The following is a 16,746-nucleotide window of genomic DNA, read 5'->3' as shown; positions in this document are numbered from 1 at the left end:
GGATCACGAGGAAGACAGCCCCTCGCCCGGGTGAACCCGGCAGCCGGCCCCGGGGCCGGCCCGGCCCGGAACGAGGGACCGGAAAGAGAGAAGGGACGCCGAAGCGTCCCTTGCAGGTACTGCTGGAGTAGGGTCTTTCGTCACGCGGCGATCAGGTGAGCGCAGGCTCCGCCTGGGGTACGTCGATGTCAATGCTGTCCAGCAGCGAGTCTCCGTGCTGCGCGGCGGCGGTCAGCGCGTCGTTCTCGGACTGAATCCGGACAAGCTCGGACTCGAGGTCCTGGACGCGCTGCTGAAGCCGTCGCATCTCGGCGAGGAGTCGCGGGTCGGAACCGCCGACGTAACCGAGAAGCGCCTTTGCCATGATGGATGGTCCTCCACACTGAGTGACCGACCGAAGCGGTGTGGGTCGTGAGGGATTCGCACCCGCGGTGCCCGGCAGTGTCTGTGTGTAGCGGCGGTTCTTCTGCCGACACTGCCAAACAGCTAGGGTGCGCGGGGCTTCCAGCGTCTCACCAAAAAGTTTGACGGTCAACACGATCACGCCCCGTATCGGCGGGCAACCCGGGCCGCTCCAGCGATTCTGGAGGGGAGCGGAAGATCGGCTCATTCCGAGCCTTCCACGCCGCGGCATGTTCGGCAACGGCACATGTGAACTGCGTGAACAGCGGCTGCCCCGGGTCGCTCCCGACACTCCCGAATCAGCGGATCGCGAAGCCGTCGTAGCCGCCGCGCGGCTCACCCCATATTTCCGTCACTCCGTCGACGCGCCCGGGCGTGCCGGAGGACCGCAGCCAGTCCAGCAGCCGGTGGCAATTCTCACGTTGACCTTCGGCGACGACCTGTACCCGCCCGTCGTCGAGGTTGAGGGCGAAGCCGGTGAGCCCTCCGATGGTCATTGCGTTCTCCCTGGTGAACCACCGGAAGCCAACTCCTTGCACACGGCCGCGCACCCAGGCGGTCATGCGTACGTCTTCGCTCATGCGTGAAAGCCAACCAGACGGAGCGTCGCAGGTCACGCTCGCCCCCGGGCCGTTTCGCGTACAGTCGCCGCTCAATGAGACTCACCCATTTGGGCGAGTTAGGGATGATCTTGTACGGCAGGGAGGCAGCGCCGATGGGTCGCCACCGAAGCTCCGCGGCGCGGCGCGGCAAACGCACCGCCCCGGTGCGCACCGGCCTGCTGGGCGTCACCGCTGCGGCGGCGCTCGGAGTCGTCGCGGTCGCCTCCGGCCTGGTGCCGGTCGGCGACAACTTCGTCCTGGGCGGCAGCAGCAGCGACGTCCCGGCGCGGACCGCGGCGAAGCAGCCGGCGGCCACGCCCGCCGCAGCCGAACGCCCCTCGGGCGGCGGCGGCCTGAAGAGCCTGACCGACAGCTCCGGCGCGGCGAACGGCACCGGGGCCGGCACGGCGCAGGACTCCCCCCGCGCGGCTTCCGGAACGCCCCGCCCGAAGCCTTCCGCTTCCGCCTCGGCGAGCCCCGCCCCCAAGGCTTCCGCACCGCAGGCACCCCGTACGCCCGAGCCCCGCCGGAGCGCCCCGGCCACCGCTGCGCCGACCCCGTCGCAGCAGCCGGACGCCGCCTCCGAAGAGGCCGCCGAGGCAGAGGTGCTGGCCCTGGTGAACCAGGCCCGGGCACAGGCCGGCTGCCGTCCGGTACGGCAGCACCCGCCGCTCGCGGCGCTGGCCGGCGCCTTCAGCAAGGACATGGCGGAACGGAACTTCTTCGACCACACGGACCCGTCGGGCGCGAACCCGTGGGACCGGGCCCGCAACGCCGGCATCGGCGGGCTGGCGGCCGAGAACATCGCCCGCGGCCAGACCGGAGCCAAGGCCGTGATGGCCGCATGGCTCGAGAGCCCCGGCCACCGGGCCAACATCCTGAACTGCGAGTTCCGCACCCTCGGTGTCGGCGCCCACTTCGCTGCGGGCGGCCCCTGGTGGACCCAGGACTTCGGCCGCTGACCGGCTCCCGGTCCCGGTCCCGCGCACGGAACGCCCGACGGGCCCCCGCCAGCATGGCGGGGGCCCGTCGGGCGTTCTGCGCTGTCGCCGCAGGTCAGGCGGCCAGGGCGGCGCGGCCGGCGGCGAAGACCCGGGCCTGCTCGGTGACCCGGCGGCCGAGGTGCTCGGCGGTGGCCAGGTCGGCCTTGTGGACGCCCTCCGGACCCTCGTCGGAGTTGGTCTGGGCGGCGGCGCCGGAGAAGAAGCCGAGGCGGTTGAGGTCGTTCTCCGAGCCGGTGGTGGAGTTCCAGCCCGGCTTCAGGCCGAGGTTCACCCAGCTCATGCCGTGCTGTGCGGCCAGCGTCTGGAAGTACTGCAGGGTGTGCAGCTTGTCGCCGCTCTTGGAGCCGGAGTTGGAGAAGCCGGCCGCCAGCTTGTCCTGCCAGGCGTCGGTGAACCAGCGCTTCGAGGTGGCCTCGGCGAACACGTGGAAGGCCCCGGAGGCGGTGCCCATGTAGGTGGGCGACCCGAAGATGATCGCGTCGGACGCGTCGAGCAGCGCCCACTGCGCGTCGTCGATCTCGTCCACCTTGATCAGGTGCACGGTGGCTCCGGCGTCGTGCGCGCCGTCGCGGACGGCCTCGGCGACGACGGCGGTGTGGCCGTAGCCCGAGTGGTAGGCGATGGCGACGACGGGGTTCGGGGTGGTGCTCATGGGGGTGTCCTTCCTCGGCGGTGCACCGCCCTGCGGAAGCATGCGGGGCGACGACCAAAAGGTAAGCACTAACTTTCAGAAAGCGCAAACGTTCCCTCAGCGCTTACCCCGCGAGCGTCCGCCGGAGTACCCTCGTGGACATGGAAGACACCGCCGCGGCCACCCAAGACCTGGCGTTCGATGCCTTCGCCCGGAACTGCCCTTCGCGGGAGACCCTGGGCCACGTCACCGGCCGCTGGGGTGCGCTCACGGTCGGAGCCCTGTACGACGGCTCCTGCCGGTTCAACGAGCTGCGCCGCCGGGTGGACGGCGTGAGCGAGAAGATGCTGTCCCAGACCCTGCAGGCGCTGGAGCGCGACGGCATCGTGCACCGCGAGGCACAGCCGGTGAACCCGCCGCGGGTCGACTACGAGCTGACCCCGCTGGGCCGCGGGGTGGCGGAGCGGCTGATCCCGCTGATCCGCTTCCTGGAAGAGGGCACGCCGGAGGTCATGGCCTCACGCGAGCGCTACGACGCCGAGCGCGGCGGCCTCTGACAGCGCGGGCAGAAGTAGCTGGACCGGTTCATCCACGGCCGGCGCCGGATCGGGGTGCCGCACCGCCGGCACGGCTCGTCCTCGCGCCCGTAGGCGTCCAGTGACCGGTCGAAGTAGCCCGACTCGCCGTTCACGTTCACGTAGAGGCTGTCGAAGCTGGTGCCGCCGACCGAGAGGGCCGCGTTCATCACGTCGCGGACGTGGCCGAGCAGCTCCGTGCTCTTGGGGCGGGTGAGGGTGCCGGTGGGACGCTCGTAGTGCAGCCGGGTGCGCCACAGCGCCTCGTCGGCGTAGATGTTCCCGACGCCGCTGATCAGCGACTGGTCGAGCAGGGCCCGCTTGACGGTGGAGCGCTTGGCGCGCAGCGCCAGGTGGTAGGCGCCCTCGTCGAAGAGCGGGTCCAGCGGGTCCCGGGCGATGTGCGCGATGACGTCCGGCAGCCCGTCCCCGGCGCCGGCCGCACTCTCGTGCAGGGAGAGCCCGCCGAAGGTGCGCTGGTCGACGAAGCGCAGCTCGGTGCCCAGGTCGTCGGCGAACCGGACCCGGATCCGCAGGTGCTTCTCGGCCGCCGCGCCCTCGGGCTGGACCAGCAGCTGTCCGCTCATGCCGAGGTGGCCGAGCACCGACAGCTCGTGCCCGTCCAGCGGCACCCACAGGTACTTGCCGCGCCGCTGCGGCACCCCGAGGGTGCGGCCCGCCAGCCGGGCCGCGAAGTCGGCCGCGCCGGCCGGGTGCCGGCGCACCGCCCGCGGGTGCAGCACCTCGACGCCGGCCACGGTCCGCCCGGCGACCCAGCGCTCCAGCCCGCGGCGTACGACTTCGACCTCGGGCAGCTCGGGCACGGTCTCTCCTGGGCGGACGGGCGGGCGGTGCGGTGACACGGTCAGCCTATCGGGCCCGTCCGGCATGCAGAACGGCCCCGCCGCACGGTGGGTGCGGCGGGGCCGTTCCGAGGAATGCTCCGTGAAGGAAGCGTCAGGAGGCGGGGGCGTCGGCGGGGGTCGGCGTCCCGCCATCGCTGCCCGCCCCGGCGGCCGACTCGGCCGCGGCCTGGGCCGCGATCCGCTCGTCCGCAGCGGCGCGAATCGCGCGCCAGGCGGACTCCGCCGCCTGCTGCTCAGCTTCCTTCTTGCTGCGGCCGGTGCCGGTGCCGTACGAGACACCACCGACGCGGGCGGCAGCAGTGAAGGTCTTCTCGTGGTCCGGACCGGTCTCGGTGACCAGGTACTCGGGCACGCCAAGGCCTTCGGCCGCGGTGAGTTCCTGGAGGCTGGTCTTCCAGTCCAGTCCCGCACCGAGGTTGGAGGACTTCTCGATCAGCGGGTCGAAGAGCCGGTGCACCAGCTCCGAGGCCGCGTCGAGGCCCTGGTCGAGGTAGACCGCGCCGATCACCGCTTCAAGGGTGTCGGCGAGGATCGAGGCCTTGTCCCGGCCGCCCGTGCCCTCTTCGCCCCGGCCGAGCCGGATGAAGGAGCCGAGTTCGAGGCCGCGCCCGACCTCCGCCAGCGCACGCGAGTTGACCACCGCGGCCCGCAGCTTGGCCAGCTGGCCTTCGGGCAGGTCGGGGTGGGTGCGGTACAGCGTGTCCGTGACCACCAGGCCGAGCACGGAGTCCCCGAGGAACTCCAGCCGCTCGTTGGTGGGCAGACCGCCGTTCTCGTACGCGTACGAACGGTGGGTCAGGGCACGCACCAGAAGGGCGGACTCGAGCTGATACCCGAGCCGCCCTTCCAGAAGCGTGTGGGACGAGGCCGCGTTGCTGTTGTCTGCCTGCTTCTTACTGCCGGCAACGTCAGACATTGCGCCTCTCACCAGCCACTCAGACCGAGAGGACCTGGCGCTTGTTGTAGGTGCCGCAGCTCGGGCACGCGATGTGCTGCAGCTTCGGCTCCTGGCAGCTCTCGCACGCCACCAGGGTGGGGACCGCAGCCTTCCACTGCGACCGGCGGTGGCGCGTGTTGCTGCGCGACATCTTCCGCTTCGGAACAGCCACGGCTACTTCTCCTGCTTCTCGTCGACGCCCGGTTCAGCGGCGCCGTTCACGTTGTCCTTCTCGTCGGCCTGATCGGTCGCGACGAGTCCCTGCAGTGCCGCCCAACGGATGTCGACGGCGTCGTGGTGGTGGTCCGGGTCCTCGTTCAGGCTGACCCCGCACTGGGGGCACAGACCGAGACAGTCCTCCCGGCACACCGGCTGCGACGGCAGTGCAAGCACGACCGCATCCCGCAGCAGGGGTTCGAGGTCGAACAAGTCGTCCTCGAGGAAGTACCTGTCCTCGTCTTCCTCGGCGTCGTCGCCCGGTTCCGCCACAGGGCGGCCCCGGCCATCGGCGTCAGGGTACGAGAACAGTTCCTGGAAGCGCGCGTTGAGCTCACGCTCGAGCGGCTCCAGACACCTTACGCACTCCCCCACGGCCGATGCACGGGAGATGCCTGTGACAAGCACCCCTTCCATGACCGACTCCAGGCGGAGTCCCATCTGCACCGAAGAGCCTTCCGGCACTCCGATGACACCGGCGAGACCGAGGTCCGCCGGAGCGGGCACCGTGCGGGACACCTTCTGCATCGCACCAGGACGCCGGCCCAGCTCGTGTACGTCGAACACGAGAGGGTTGCGGTGGTCGAGGTGGCGGTTCAGGGCTGGTCCTGCTTTCGGATTCGCTGGGGAAGCTGCCGGAATGCCGGAGTCGAGGCACCTGGGGGCAGCAGTGATCGCGGTTGCATACGCGCGACCGAAGAGCCAGGATACCCGGCGCTTCGCTCTGGGCCCAATCCGGGCCCGTGTCCGGACTACCGCCCCTGCTCGTAGGCGCGCACCTGGTCCAGGTTGATCATGCTGGTGTCGAAGAAGCTGGTCTCGTCGAGCGACCCGCCGCCGTGCGGCGCCTGCGGGTGCCCGGCCGGACCGCCCTGGTGCACCTGGTGGCCGTACTGCACGGCTTCCTGGGGCTGCCCGTAGGCGGCGTACGGGTCGGGCTGCTGCCCGTAGCCGTACGGGTCGGGCTGCGGCTGCTGGGCGTAGCCGTAGGGGTCCTGGTAGCCGTACGGGTCCTGCTGCGGGACGGGGGCGGCGTACGCGGCCGGGGCGTAGGGCTCGTACGCGGGCTCCGGCTGGGCCTGGGCGGGGATGGCCGGGGCGGGTTCGGCGAGCCCGGCGAGGAAGTCGGCGTCGCTGGTGGCGGTGCGCAGGCCGCCGGCGGCGTCCTGGGCGGCCAGGTGCTCGCCGAGGTCGTCGCTGGGGACCCGGCCGACGAGCTTCTGGCGGCCGCGGCCGACGGCCTCCAGGGTCTTGGCGAGGACGGCCTCGAAGGCGCCGAGCTTGGCGGCCATGTAGTCGTCGGCGGAGCCGAAGCCCTCGTCGGCCAGGCCGGGTTCGTGGCCGAGGAGCTTGCCGCGGCCGCGCTCGACGGACCCGATGGTCTTGGTGAGGACGGCCTCGAAGTTGGCGAGCTTGCTGTCCACGTAGTCGTCGGCCTCGGCGCGGATCTCCTCGGCCTGCCGGCGGGCGTCGTCGAGGATCCGGTCGGCCTCGGCGCGGGAGCTGCGGGCCACTTCGGTGTCGGAGATCAGGGTGCCGCGCTGCAGGCGGGCAGACTCGATGATCCGATCGGCCTCCTGGCGGGCGTCCTCCACGAGCTGGTCCCGGCCGCCGATGAGCTGCTGGGCCTGGGCGAGGGAGCCGGGCAGGGCCTGGCGCACCTCTTCCAGCAGCGCGAGCAGCTCGGCGCGGTTGACCACGCACGAGGCCGACATGGGCATGGACCGGGCGCTGCCGACCGTCTCGACGATCTCGTCGAGCTTCTTCTGCACGTCCACCTGTGCTCGCACTCTCTCGGCCTCGGCTGTTCCAGAGACGGACGGCACGACTGTACGGGGAGCAGGCGGCCGTCCGACACCGGATGCGGGGACGTCAGCGGCCGGCCAGGCGTTCGACCAGGGCGGTGTTGACGGCCGGGGGCAGCAGGTGGGTCACGTCCCCGCCCCAGGCCGCGACCTCCTTGACCAGCGAGGAGGACAGGAAGCTGTACGTGGGGTTGGTCGGGACGAACAGGGTCTCGACGCCGGTGAGCCCGTTGTTCATCTGGGCCATCTGCAGCTCGTAGTCGAAGTCGCTGACCGCCCGCAGGCCCTTGACGATGGCGGGGATGTCGCGCTGCTTGCAGAAGTCGACGAGCAGGCCGTGGAAGGACTCGACCTCGACGTTGCCGTAGTCGGCGGTGACCTCGCGGATCAGCTCGATCCGCTCCTCGACGGTGAACAGGCCCTGCTTGGACGAGTTGATCATCACGGCCACGTGTACGACGTCGTACAGCTTCGAGGCTCGTCCGATGATGTCCAGATGTCCGTTGGTGATGGGGTCGAAGGACCCCGGACAGACGGCGCGGCGCACGCGAACTCCCTCGCTCTCCGGTCCGGTCATGATGCGTTTTCGCTGGTTGAGGCGGCGCGACCGTACCAAAGGGTGCCTTCGCCGTAGCGCCGGGACCTCAGGGGGTCGAAGCCGTCGGGCCAGGGGAACGGCCCGCCTCGGGTGCTGCGCTCCACGGTGACGAGCGCGTCGTCCGTGAGCCAGCCCTGGGCGCGGAGTGTGAGCAGGATCTCTCGAAGATCATCATTGGTGACGGCGTACGGCGGGTCGAGGAAGACGATGTCGTACGCCTCGGCGGGCGCCGGGCCCGCCACGATCTGCTCGGCCTTGCCCGCCCGGAACTCGGCGCCGGGCAGGCCGAGGGCGCTGATGTTGTCGCGGATGGCCTTCGCGGCCCTGGGGTCGGCCTCGACGAGCAGGGTGTGGGCGGCGCCGCGGGAGAGGGCTTCGAGTCCCACGGCTCCGGAGCCGCCGTAGAGGTCGAGGACGCGGGCCCCGTCGACCCCGTGGAGCGACTCCCACGTGGAGAACAGGCCCTCCCGCGCCCGGTCCGAGGTCGGACGGGTGCCGGTGCCGGGCGGTACGGCGAGCCGGCGGCCGCCGGCCACACCGGCGATCACGCGGGTCATCAGGGTTTCCTTCGTCGGGCGGGCAGGGGCAACTCCACGATAGGTCGTCCGGGTCAGCCCTTCTCCAGGTACTGCTCCCGCTCGGCGTCGAGGAGGGCGTCCAGGGCGGTCCGCAGGGCGGGCAGCCCGGCGAGTCCGGGGTCGGCGGCGACGACCCGGACGGCCTCTTCTCGGGCCTGGGCGATGACCTCCTCGTCCTCGATGACGGCGAGCATCCGCAGCGAGGACCGCACTCCGGACTGGGCCTGGCCGAGGACGTCGCCCTCGCGGCGCTGTTCGAGGTCGATGCGGGAGAGTTCGAAGCCGTCGAGGGTGGCGGCGACGGCGCCGAGCCGGGCGCGGGCGGGGGCGGCCTCGGGCATCTCGGTGACCAGCAGGCACAGCCCGGGGGCGGAGCCGCGGCCGACCCGGCCGCGGAGCTGGTGCAGCTGGGAGACGCCGAACCGGTCGGCGTCCATGATCACCATGACGGTGGAGTTCGGCACGTTCACCCCGACCTCGATGACGGTGGTGGCGACGAGGACCTGGACCTCGCCGGCGGCGAACCGGCGCATCACGTCGTCCTTGTCGGCGGGGTCCATCCGGCCGTGCAGCACCTCGACGGCGAGACCGGCGAGCGGGCCCTTCGCGAGCTGCTCGGCGGTGTCGAGGACGGCGAGCGGGGGCCGCTTCTCCGCCTCGTCCTCGGCGGACTTGCGGGCCTTGGCCGCGGCGGCCTCGTCGGCGTCGTCGCCGATCCGCGGGCAGACCACGTACGCCTGGTGGCCGTTGCCGACCTCTTCGCGGACCCGTTCCCAGGCGCGGCTGAGGAAGTGCGGCTTGTCCTTGGCGGGCACGACGTGGGTGGCGATGGGCGAGCGGCCGGCGGGCAGCTGGTCGAGTACGGAGGTCTCCAGGTCGCCGAAGACGGTCATGGCGACGGTCCGCGGGATCGGGGTGGCGGTCATGACCAGCAGGTGCGGGGGCTGCTTGCCCTTGCCGCGCAGGGCGTCGCGCTGCTCGACGCCGAAGCGGTGCTGCTCGTCGACGACGACCAGGCCGAGGTCGTGGAACTGGACCTTGTCCTCGATGAGGGCGTGGGTCCCGATGACGATGCCGGCCTCGCCGGTGACGAGGTCGAGGAGGGCCCGGCGGCGGGCGGGCACGCCCATCGACCCGGTGAGCAGCACCACTTTGGTGCCCTGCTCGGCACCGCCGAGCATGCCGCCTTCGGCGAGCTCGCCCATCATCTCGGTGATCGACCGGTGGTGCTGCTGGGCGAGCACTTCGGTGGGGGCGAGCATGGCGGCCTGCCCGCCGGAGTCGACGACGGCGAGCATGGCGCGGAGGGCGACCATGGTCTTTCCCGAGCCGACCTCGCCCTGGAGGAGGCGGTGCATGGGGTGGTCGGTGGCGAGGTCGTCGAAGATCTCCTTCGAGACGGTCTGCTGGCCTTCGGTGAGGGTGAAGGGCAGCCTGGCGTCGAACGCGTCGAGGAGGCCGCCGGGCGCGGGCCGCCGCGGTACCGCCGGGAGCTGGGTCTCGGCGAACCGGCGGCGGGCCAGGGCGACCTGGAGGACGAAGGCCTCGTCCCATTTGAGGCGCTGCCGGGCCGCGTCGATGTCGGCCTTGGTGTGCGGCCGGTGGATCCGGAGCAGGGCCTCGGGGAGCGGGACCAGGCCGCGGCCGTCGCGGAGGGCGGGCGGCAGCGGGTCGTCGGCGTCCTGGGCGCTGGGCAGCACCGCGTCGACCGCCTTGGCGATCTTCCAGGACTCCAGCTGCTTGCAGGCGGGGTAGATCGGGATCAGCCGGCCGGCGAAGGCGTCGACGGCGTCGGCGTCGCCCGCGTCGCCGCCGAGCGGCTCGTACGCGGGGTGGGCGAGCTGCAGCTTGCGGTTGAAGACCGAGACCTTGCCGGCGAACATCGCGCGGCTGCCGGGCTGCAGGTCCTTGTGCGGCTTGTGGACGCCCTTGCCGAAGAAGACCAGCTGGAGGCGGCCGCTGCCGTCGGTAATGGTGACTTCGAGGCGCTTGCCGCGGCCGCCGTTGAAGGTCAGCACGCGGGCCTCGGCCACCTGGGCGACGACGGTGACGTGCTCGTCGAGCTGGTCTCCGAGGCCGGCGAGCGGGGTCAGCTCGCCGCGTTCGGCGTACCGGCGCGGGTAGTGGTGCAGCAGGTCGCCGACCGTGTGCAGGCCGAGGTGTTCGGCCAGCACCTTGGCGGTGGCGGGGCCGAGCGTCTTCTTGAGCGGTTCGTCGAGCGCGGGCACGCCCTCATTCCACACCATGGGACCGACAGCGGGGCGGCCCGGCGCCGCCGGTGCGGGGCGGGCGGCCCTATTCGACGCCGATGAGCAGCGGTGCGGAGTGCCGGCCGCCGCGGTAGGTGACGGTGTCGACGGCGAGGTGGCGCTCGCGTACGTAGTCCTGGAGGCGGTCGGCGAGCGCGTCGGGGACGTCGGGGCCGAGGACGAGGGTGACGAGTTCACCGCCGGAGCCGAGCATCCGCTGGAGGACGGCTTCGGCGGTGCCGGGGAGTTCGGTGCCGATGACGGCGACGTCGCCGTCGATGAGGCCGAGGACGTCCCCGGCCTGGCAGATGCCGGCGGAGGTGAAGGACCGGCGTTCGGCGACGGCGAGTTCGCCGTAGCGGGTGGCGCCGGCGGCGGCTGTCATGGCGACGACGTCCTCGTCGAAGCTGCCGTCCGGATCGTGGACGGCGAGGGCGGCGAGGCCCTGGACCGCGGACCGGGTGGGGATCAGGGCGACCCGTACGCCCTCGCCTCGGGCCTGTTCGGCGGCCGTGGCGGCGGCCTGGCGGAGTTCGGCGTCGTTGGGCAGCAGGACGACCTCGCGGGCGTGCGCGCGGTGGACGGCGTCGAGGAGTTCCGCGGCGGTGGGCGGCTCGCCGGGGCGGACCGGGACGGTGGTGGCACCGGCCTCGCCGCAGAGGTCCGCGAGTCCTTCGCCGGCGACGACGGCGACGACGGCGCGCTGGGCGCGTTCGCCGCGGGCCTGCAGCCGCTGGTCGCCGAAGTGGGTGATGCGGATCCGGTGCGGCCGGCCGGCCTCGACGCCGGCTTCGACGGCCGCGCCGGGGTCGTCGACGTGGACGTGCACGTTCCACAGTCCGCCGCCGCCGACCACGACGAGGGAGTCGCCGAGGGAGTCGAGGGCGGTGCGCAGCCGCTCGACGGCCGGGTCCTCGGCGTCGAGGAGGTAGACCACCTCGTAGCGGGGGCCTTCGTGGTGGGCGGCGTCGCAGGGGCCGCCGGCGGATGCGGGTGCGGGGGCTGCGGGACGGGTGAGGGCCGGTCCGGGGCCGGGTTCCCGTCCGGACAGGGTCTGCCAGAGGGCGCCGAGGACGGCGACGACGCCGCAGCCGCCGGCGTCGACGACCCCGGCGGCGCCGAGGACGCCGAGCTGGCCGGGGGTGCGGTCGAGGGCGGCCCGCGCCCCGTCGTAGGCGGCGCGGGCCACGGCGTCCGGGCTCGCGTCGCCGGCGGCCGCGGCGGCCCGTGCGGCGGCCGCGGCGACGGTGAGCATGGTGCCCTCGACGGGGTGGGCGACGGCCTGGTAGCCGGATGCGGCGGCCCGGTGCAGGGCGCGGGCCAGGTCCGGGCCGGACCCGGCGGACTCCCCGGCCAGGGCCTCGGCCAGGCCGCGCAGGAGCTGGGCGAGGATGGTGCCGGAGTTGCCGCGGGCGCCTATGAGGGCGCCGTGCGCGTACGCCCGGAGGGCCTCGCCCGGAGTGGGGGCGGCGCCGTCCCGGCCGAAGGCGGCGGCGACTTCCCGGGCACCGGATTCGGCGGTCATCAGGAGGTTGGTGCCGGTGTCGCAGTCGGCGACCGGGTAGACGTTGATCGCGTCGATGTCCTCGCGGGCCCGGCCCAGGGCGGACACGGCCAGCGAGCTCCAGGTGTGCACCGCAGCGGCGTCGAGGGTCTGCGGCGGGTGCGGCACCTGGTGTTCCTCCTTGGGCGGGCGGTCTGCACCGCAGCGTAACGAAGGGGGGCGGGGGTCGCGGGGTACCTCCCGGAGCCAAGGCCGCGGAAGCCGTGGTAGTTTTCTTGGACCGAAGCAGTCGTTGTATGCTGCTCCGGTTGCCCGATGCGAATCGGGCCATCCCCCGGCAAACCACTTCAGATCTCTGATTCCGGTGCGCCGGATTTCACTGTAAGTGCATCTGAAGTCTTTGGAGTGACCTGTGGCTGCCAACTGCGACGTTTGCGGCAAGGGGCCGGGCTTCGGCAACAACATCTCGCACTCGCACCGCCGTACGCCCCGTCGCTGGAACCCGAACATCCAGCGTGTGCGTGCCGTGGTCAGTGGGACGCCGAAGCGCCTCAACGCCTGCACCTCGTGCATCAAGGCCGGCAAGGTCTCGCGCTGACGCTTCACGTCGTAGCGCAGCCCTTTCCGGTTGCCTCGAAAGCCGGTCCGCCTCTGGCGGGCCGGCTTTCCGCCTTTTCCGGAGCGGGTGCCCGGCCGGGCACCCGCTCCCGGGGTCATGCGGTGCGCAGCCGCCAGGCGTGATCGACCGGGCCGATGCCCGCGCCGAGCGCGAAGCCGGCCCGGATCGCGCCGGTGACGTACTCCTTCGCGGCGGCCACCGCGGCCGGCACGGCGAGGCCCGCGGCCAGGCCGGCGGCGACGGCGCTGGCGAGGGTGCAGCCGGTGCCGTGGGTGTGCCGGTTGGCGCCGCGCGGGGCCCGCAGCCAGTGCTCCTCGGTGCCGTCGGTGAGCAGGTCCACCGCGTCCGCGGCGGCCGGCAGGTGGCCGCCCTTGATCAGCGCCCAGCGGGGGCCGAAGCCGAGCACGGCGTCGGCGGCCCGCCGCAGGTCGTCCTCGGTCTCCGCGCGGATGCCGGTGAGCTGCGCCACTTCGTCCAGGTTGGGCGTGGCGACGGTGGCCGCGGGCAGCAGCAGGGTCCGTACGGCGTCCAGCGCGGACTGCGCCAGCAGCGGGTCGCCGTGCTTGGAGACGCCGACCGGGTCGACGACGGCCGGGGCGCCGGTCTCGTGCAGCAGCCCGGCGACCGTCTCCACGAGCGCGGCCGAGGCGAGCATGCCGGTCTTGACGGCCTGGACTCCGATGTCGTCCACGACGGCCCGGTACTGGGCCGTGACGGCCTCCGGGGGCAGTTCCCAGACCCCGTGCACGCCCACGGAGTTCTGGGCGGTCACGGCGGTGACCACGCTCATCCCGTGCACGCCGAGCGCCAGCATGGTCTTGAGGTCGGCCTGGATGCCCGCGCCGCCGCCGGAGTCGGATCCGGCGACGGTGAGGCAGCGCGGCGGCAGCGCGGTCACGGGTTGACGTCCTCGATCTCGCCGCCGAAGTGGTCCCAGCCGCCGGTGCTGGTCCAGGGCGCGCCGTCCACGGTCACCTGGGGCTGTGCGGACGGGTGCAGGACCTCTCCGATGACCTTCCAGCGGGCCGGGAGCTTCACGTCCGGCGGGAAGGTCGCGACGATCGCGTGGTCCTCGCCGCCGGTGAGCACCCACTGGAGCGGGTCCACGCCGACGGCCTGGCCGATGTCGTTCATCTGCGTGGGCACGTCGATGGCGGCCGAGCGCAGGTCGATGCGGACCTTGCTGGCCTCGGCGATGTGCCCGAGGTCGGCGACCAGGCCGTCGCTGACGTCCGTCATCGCGGTGGCGCCGAGCCCGGCGGCCGCGGGACCCGCGTGGTACGGGGGCTCCGGGCGGCGGTGCGCCTCGACGAAGGCCCGCGGGGAGCGGAAGCCGCGCGAGAGGATCGCGAAGCCGGCCGCGGACCAGCCGAGCCAGCCGGTGACCGCCACGACGTCGCCGGGCTGGGCGCCGGCGCGGGTGACGGGTTCGTGGTTGCGCAGGTCGCCGAGCGCGGTGATGGCGACCGTGATGGTGTCGCCGCGTACGACGTCCCCGCCGACCACGGCGGCCCCGGCGACCTGGCACTCGTCGCGCAGGCCGTCCATCAGCTCGGTCGGCCAGGTCACCGGCAGTTCGGCCGGGACGACGAGGCCGAGCAGCAGCGCGGTGGGCACGGCGCCCATGGCGGCGATGTCGGCCAGGTTCTGTGCGGCGGCCTTGCGGCCGACGTCGTAGGCGGTGGACCAGTCCCGGCGGAAGTGCCTGCCCTCCAGGAGGATGTCCGTGCTCGCCACGACCCGCCGGTCGGGTGCCGACACGACCGCGGCGTCGTCGCCGGGTCCCAGTCGTACCGCCGGGGTGGTGGTGAGCCGGGAGGTGAGCTCTCTGATGAGCCCGAACTCCCCCAGCTCGCCCACAGTGCCCTTCATCGCTGTGCTCCTTCTGGCCCAGTGGGCTTGCGGTCGCGAGCCGTCACTGCTGTAGGTACCGTCAACAGATACGTCAACTTCTGCTCCCCGTACGCCCCGGTGGGCGCGGCGCCGTACCCGGGGGTCTCCCCCCGGCAGTCGGCGACGCGGTACCGTGGCGTCCCTTCTTCCCTGGGGCCGTCCCGCCGTGTCCGTGTCCGGGCCGGGGCCGTCCCCACCCGAAGGTTAGGGGAGATCATCCTCGTGGCCGCCCTGGAGGTTCCGTGGTACAGGCGTACATCCTCATCCAGACCGAGGTGGGCAAGGCGTCGCTGGTCGCCGAGTCCATCGCCAAGATCCCGGGGGTGATCCAGGCGGAGGACGTGACGGGCCCGTACGACGTGATCGTCCGGGCGCAGGCCGACACCGTCGACGACCTCGGTCGCATGGTGGTCGCCAAGGTCCAGCAGGTGGAGGGGATCACCCGCACCCTGACCTGCCCGGTCGTCCATCTGTAGCCCCCGTCTAGTCTTGGCCGGTGACGTTCTTCCGCCGCCGGCCCTTCCTCCTGCTGCCCGCGTCGGCCGCCGCTCTGCTCGCGGCCCTCGCAGGGTGCTCCTCAGGTGACGTGCGTGCGCAGGTGGAACCTCCGCCTGCCCCGCCCGCGGACGTCGCGGAGCTCTGTGCGGCGTTGCACGGGGAGCTTCCGGAGACGGTGGCCGGCGAGGACCGTTCTGCCACCGTGCCCGCGTCGGGTCTGACCGCCGCGTGGGGCGGCGGAGCGATCGTACTGCGCTGCGGCATCCCGAAACCCGTCGACCTGATTCTCGCGACCGCGACCACCGGTCAGGTCGAGGTGAACGGCGTCGGCTGGCTGATCGAGAAGCAGCGGGCCGACGGCTCGTTCCGGTTCGTCACCGGCGGCCGGCAGGCGTACGTCGAGGTCGTGGTCGACAAGGCGCACGCCACGGACGCCGGACTGCTGGTTCCGCTGGGGCCGGCCATCGCGAAGGCCATTCCCGCCGGTTCGTCCTTGCACTGAGGCCGCGGCCGGGGCCCGACGTGCGGCCGCCCGCCGGGGGGAACCCGGCGGGCGGTCGTGGGGCGTCGGCGGGTCAGCGCAGTCCGGTCGGGCGGTTCATCGCCGCTTGGATGAGCCGGTCGACCAGCTCGGCGTACGAGACGCCCGACTCCTGCCACATGCGCGGGTACATGGAGATCGGCGTGAAGCCCGGCATCGTGTTGATCTCGTTGATGACGAACGTGCCGTCCTCGGTGAGGAAGAAGTCGGCGCGGACCAGGCCCTCGCAGGAGGCGGCCTCGAAGGCGTCGACGGCCAGCCGCTGGATCTCGGCGGTCTGCTCGGGGGTGAGCGGAGCGGGCACGATCCCGGACGCCGAGTCGATGTACTTCGCCTCGAAGTCGTAGAAGTCGTGGCTGGAGACCGGCGGGATCTCGGCGGGCACGCTGGCGCGCGGGCCGTCCTCGAACTCCAGCACGCCGCACTCGATCTCGCGGCCGCGCAGCAGCGCCTCGACGAGGATCTTCGGGTCGTGGCGGCGGGCTTCCTCGATGGCCTCGTCGAGGCCGGAGAGGTCGTCGACCTTGGTGATGCCGATGGAGGAGCCGGCCCGGGCCGGCTTCACGAACAGCGGCCAGCCGTGCTCGCCGGCGAAGTCCACGATCCGCTTGCGGGCGCCGTCCCGGTCCTGCTCCCACTCGCGGGGGCGGACGGTGACGTACGGGCCGACGGGGAGGCCGAAGCTGGTGAAGACCCGCTTCATGTACTCCTTGTCCTGGCCGACGGCCGAGGCGAGCACGCCGGAGCCCACGTAGGGGATCCCGGAGAGTTCGAGCAGGCCCTGGAGGGTGCCGTCCTCGCCGTAGGGGCCGTGGAGCATGGGGAAGACGACGTCGACCTCGCCGAGGGCCTTGGGGACGGCGCCGGGCTCGGTGTAGACGACCTCGCGGCTGGCGGGGTCCACGGGCAGGACGACGCCGCCCTCGTCGGATTCGGCGAGCTCCTCGACGTCCGGCAGCGTGCGGTCGGCGATGGCCATCCGCTCGGGGGCGTCGGCGGTCAGCGCCCACCGGCCGTCCCGGGTGATGCCGATGGGCAGCACCTCGTACTTCGAACGGTCGATGGAGCGCAGGACGGCGCCGGCGGTGACGACGGAGATGGCGTGCTCGGAGCTGCGTCCGCCGAACACGACGGCGACGCGGGGCTTGCGGCCCTGCTGCTCAGGGGTCTGGGGGAGGTTCTCGCTGCTCATATCGCACCGAGGGTACCCGCTCAGACGTCCGGAAAG

General features: G+C 72.5%; 20 protein-coding genes. 5 read left to right on the top strand and 15 right to left on the bottom strand.

The genetic code is table 11. The features are described 5' to 3' along the window. Positions 1-151: 151 nt before the first annotated feature. Both LG634_RS27685 and LG634_RS27680 read right to left on the bottom strand, forming a co-directional pair. Positions 152-364, bottom strand: a complete 213-nt coding sequence (locus LG634_RS27685; RefSeq protein ID WP_150207136.1) for a hypothetical protein — start codon at positions 362-364, stop codon at positions 152-154. A 337-nt stretch (positions 365-701) separates the two neighbouring features. Continuing rightward, positions 702-983 carry an acylphosphatase gene (locus LG634_RS27680; RefSeq protein WP_226737489.1) on the bottom strand — a complete coding sequence of 94 codons (282 nt, stop codon included), beginning with the start codon at positions 981-983 and terminating at the stop codon, positions 702-704. A 134-nt stretch (positions 984-1,117) separates the two neighbouring features. Here LG634_RS27680 and LG634_RS27675 point away from each other — a divergent pair, with 134 nt between their 5' ends. Further along, a complete protein-coding gene (locus LG634_RS27675) occupies positions 1,118-1,966 on the top strand; it encodes a CAP domain-containing protein (protein WP_226737487.1) in 849 nt (282 codons plus the stop codon). A gap of 94 nt (positions 1,967-2,060) precedes the next feature. Here the strand turns inward: LG634_RS27675 and LG634_RS27670 are convergent, their stop codons facing one another. Further along, positions 2,061-2,660, bottom strand: a complete 600-nt coding sequence (locus tag LG634_RS27670) for a flavodoxin family protein (RefSeq protein ID WP_226737485.1) — start codon at positions 2,658-2,660, stop codon at positions 2,061-2,063. A gap of 140 nt (positions 2,661-2,800) precedes the next feature. Here LG634_RS27670 and LG634_RS27665 point away from each other — a divergent pair, with 140 nt between their 5' ends. Continuing rightward, on the top strand, positions 2,801-3,196 hold the full coding sequence (locus LG634_RS27665; protein ID WP_226737484.1) for a winged helix-turn-helix transcriptional regulator: 396 nt from the start codon (positions 2,801-2,803) through the stop codon (positions 3,194-3,196). On the opposite strand, the gene mutM is transcribed toward LG634_RS27665, so the two are convergent. The 9 genes from mutM to LG634_RS27620 all read right to left on the bottom strand — a co-directional run bounded on the left by mutM (position 3,169) and on the right by LG634_RS27620 (position 12,135). After that, positions 3,169-4,038, bottom strand: coding sequence for a bifunctional DNA-formamidopyrimidine glycosylase/DNA-(apurinic or apyrimidinic site) lyase (gene mutM / locus LG634_RS27660; RefSeq protein ID WP_226737482.1), 870 nt, complete (start codon positions 4,036-4,038; stop codon positions 3,169-3,171). The genes LG634_RS27665 and mutM overlap by 28 nt on opposite strands. A 133-nt stretch (positions 4,039-4,171) precedes the next feature. After that, a complete protein-coding gene (gene rnc, locus LG634_RS27655) occupies positions 4,172-4,996 on the bottom strand; it encodes a ribonuclease III (RefSeq protein ID WP_226737480.1) in 825 nt (274 codons plus the stop codon). A gap of 19 nt (positions 4,997-5,015) precedes the next feature. Further along, entirely contained in the window at positions 5,016-5,189 is a 174-nt protein-coding gene (gene rpmF / locus LG634_RS27650) for a 50S ribosomal protein L32 (protein ID WP_226737478.1), read from the bottom strand. A gap of 2 nt (positions 5,190-5,191) precedes the next feature. Next, complete coding sequence (locus tag LG634_RS27645) at positions 5,192-5,833, bottom strand: YceD family protein (protein ID WP_308072685.1); 642 nt, start codon at positions 5,831-5,833, stop codon at positions 5,192-5,194. A 152-nt stretch (positions 5,834-5,985) separates the two neighbouring features. After that, the gene (locus LG634_RS27640; RefSeq protein WP_226737524.1) at positions 5,986-7,011 is read right to left on the bottom strand and encodes a F0F1 ATP synthase subunit B; all 1,026 of its coding nucleotides are present in this window, start codon (positions 7,009-7,011) and stop codon (positions 5,986-5,988) included. Positions 7,012-7,105: 94 nt separating this feature from the next. After that, positions 7,106-7,585, bottom strand: coding sequence for a pantetheine-phosphate adenylyltransferase (gene coaD, locus LG634_RS27635; RefSeq protein WP_226737474.1), 480 nt, complete (start codon positions 7,583-7,585; stop codon positions 7,106-7,108). A gap of 26 nt (positions 7,586-7,611) precedes the next feature. Next, on the bottom strand, positions 7,612-8,193 hold the full coding sequence (gene rsmD / locus LG634_RS27630) for a 16S rRNA (guanine(966)-N(2))-methyltransferase RsmD (protein WP_226737472.1): 582 nt from the start codon (positions 8,191-8,193) through the stop codon (positions 7,612-7,614). Between the two features lie 53 nt (positions 8,194-8,246). Continuing rightward, entirely contained in the window at positions 8,247-10,460 is a 2,214-nt protein-coding gene (recG, locus tag LG634_RS27625) for an ATP-dependent DNA helicase RecG (RefSeq protein WP_226737470.1), read from the bottom strand. Between the two features lie 49 nt (positions 10,461-10,509). Then, positions 10,510-12,135, bottom strand: coding sequence for a DAK2 domain-containing protein (locus LG634_RS27620; RefSeq protein WP_226737468.1), 1,626 nt, complete (start codon positions 12,133-12,135; stop codon positions 10,510-10,512). A gap of 244 nt (positions 12,136-12,379) precedes the next feature. On the opposite strand from LG634_RS27620, the gene rpmB reads away from it, so the two are divergent. Continuing rightward, a complete protein-coding gene (gene rpmB, locus LG634_RS27615; RefSeq protein ID WP_016642993.1) occupies positions 12,380-12,565 on the top strand; it encodes a 50S ribosomal protein L28 in 186 nt (61 codons plus the stop codon). Between the two features lie 115 nt (positions 12,566-12,680). Here the strand turns inward: rpmB and thiD are convergent, their stop codons facing one another. Both thiD and LG634_RS27605 read right to left on the bottom strand, forming a co-directional pair. Then, positions 12,681-13,484 (bottom strand): bifunctional hydroxymethylpyrimidine kinase/phosphomethylpyrimidine kinase, encoded by an 804-nt coding sequence (thiD, locus tag LG634_RS27610; protein ID WP_226737466.1) that lies wholly within the window; start codon positions 13,482-13,484, stop codon positions 12,681-12,683. Then, entirely contained in the window at positions 13,481-14,458 is a 978-nt protein-coding gene (locus LG634_RS27605) for a thiamine-phosphate kinase (RefSeq protein WP_226737464.1), read from the bottom strand. Before LG634_RS27605 ends, thiD begins: the two co-directional genes overlap by 4 nt. A gap of 263 nt (positions 14,459-14,721) precedes the next feature. On the opposite strand from LG634_RS27605, the gene LG634_RS27600 reads away from it, so the two are divergent. Both LG634_RS27600 and LG634_RS27595 read left to right on the top strand, forming a co-directional pair. Beyond that, the gene (locus tag LG634_RS27600; protein ID WP_226737462.1) at positions 14,722-14,955 is read left to right on the top strand and encodes an Lrp/AsnC family transcriptional regulator; all 234 of its coding nucleotides are present in this window, start codon (positions 14,722-14,724) and stop codon (positions 14,953-14,955) included. Positions 14,956-14,975: 20 nt separating this feature from the next. Further along, complete coding sequence (locus LG634_RS27595; protein ID WP_226737460.1) at positions 14,976-15,479, top strand: DUF3515 domain-containing protein; 504 nt, start codon at positions 14,976-14,978, stop codon at positions 15,477-15,479. A gap of 73 nt (positions 15,480-15,552) precedes the next feature. Here LG634_RS27595 and LG634_RS27590 read toward each other — a convergent pair whose 3' ends face one another. After that, on the bottom strand, positions 15,553-16,710 hold the full coding sequence (locus tag LG634_RS27590; RefSeq protein ID WP_226737458.1) for a D-alanine--D-alanine ligase family protein: 1,158 nt from the start codon (positions 16,708-16,710) through the stop codon (positions 15,553-15,555). Between the last annotated feature and the right edge of the window lie 36 nt (positions 16,711-16,746).

Origin of the sequence: Streptomyces bambusae, assembly GCF_020532645.1 — a bacterium.
In the GTDB taxonomy this organism is placed as follows: Bacteria; Actinomycetota; Actinomycetes; order Streptomycetales; family Streptomycetaceae; genus Streptomyces; species Streptomyces bambusae.
The sequence above is the reverse complement of the archived record's forward strand: the minus strand, read 5'-3'. Positions and strand labels throughout refer to the sequence as shown.

Coding starts and splice junctions, on each gene's coding strand:
- rsmD (WP_226737472.1), bottom strand. CDS start 8,193: ATGACCCGCGTGATCGCCGGTGTGGCCGGCGGCCGCCGGCTCGCCGTA.
- rnc (WP_226737480.1), bottom strand. CDS start 4,996: ATGTCTGACGTTGCCGGCAGTAAGAAGCAGGCAGACAACAGCAACGCG.
- LG634_RS27670 (WP_226737485.1), bottom strand. CDS start 2,660: ATGAGCACCACCCCGAACCCCGTCGTCGCCATCGCCTACCACTCGGGC.
- LG634_RS27675 (WP_226737487.1), top strand. CDS start 1,118: ATGGGTCGCCACCGAAGCTCCGCGGCGCGGCGCGGCAAACGCACCGCC.
- LG634_RS27590 (WP_226737458.1), bottom strand. CDS start 16,710: ATGAGCAGCGAGAACCTCCCCCAGACCCCTGAGCAGCAGGGCCGCAAG.
- LG634_RS27665 (WP_226737484.1), top strand. CDS start 2,801: ATGGAAGACACCGCCGCGGCCACCCAAGACCTGGCGTTCGATGCCTTC.
- recG (WP_226737470.1), bottom strand. CDS start 10,460: ATGGTGTGGAATGAGGGCGTGCCCGCGCTCGACGAACCGCTCAAGAAG.
- LG634_RS27685 (WP_150207136.1), bottom strand. CDS start 364: ATGGCAAAGGCGCTTCTCGGTTACGTCGGCGGTTCCGACCCGCGACTC.
- LG634_RS27605 (WP_226737464.1), bottom strand. CDS start 14,458: ATGAAGGGCACTGTGGGCGAGCTGGGGGAGTTCGGGCTCATCAGAGAG.
- LG634_RS27680 (WP_226737489.1), bottom strand. CDS start 983: ATGAGCGAAGACGTACGCATGACCGCCTGGGTGCGCGGCCGTGTGCAA.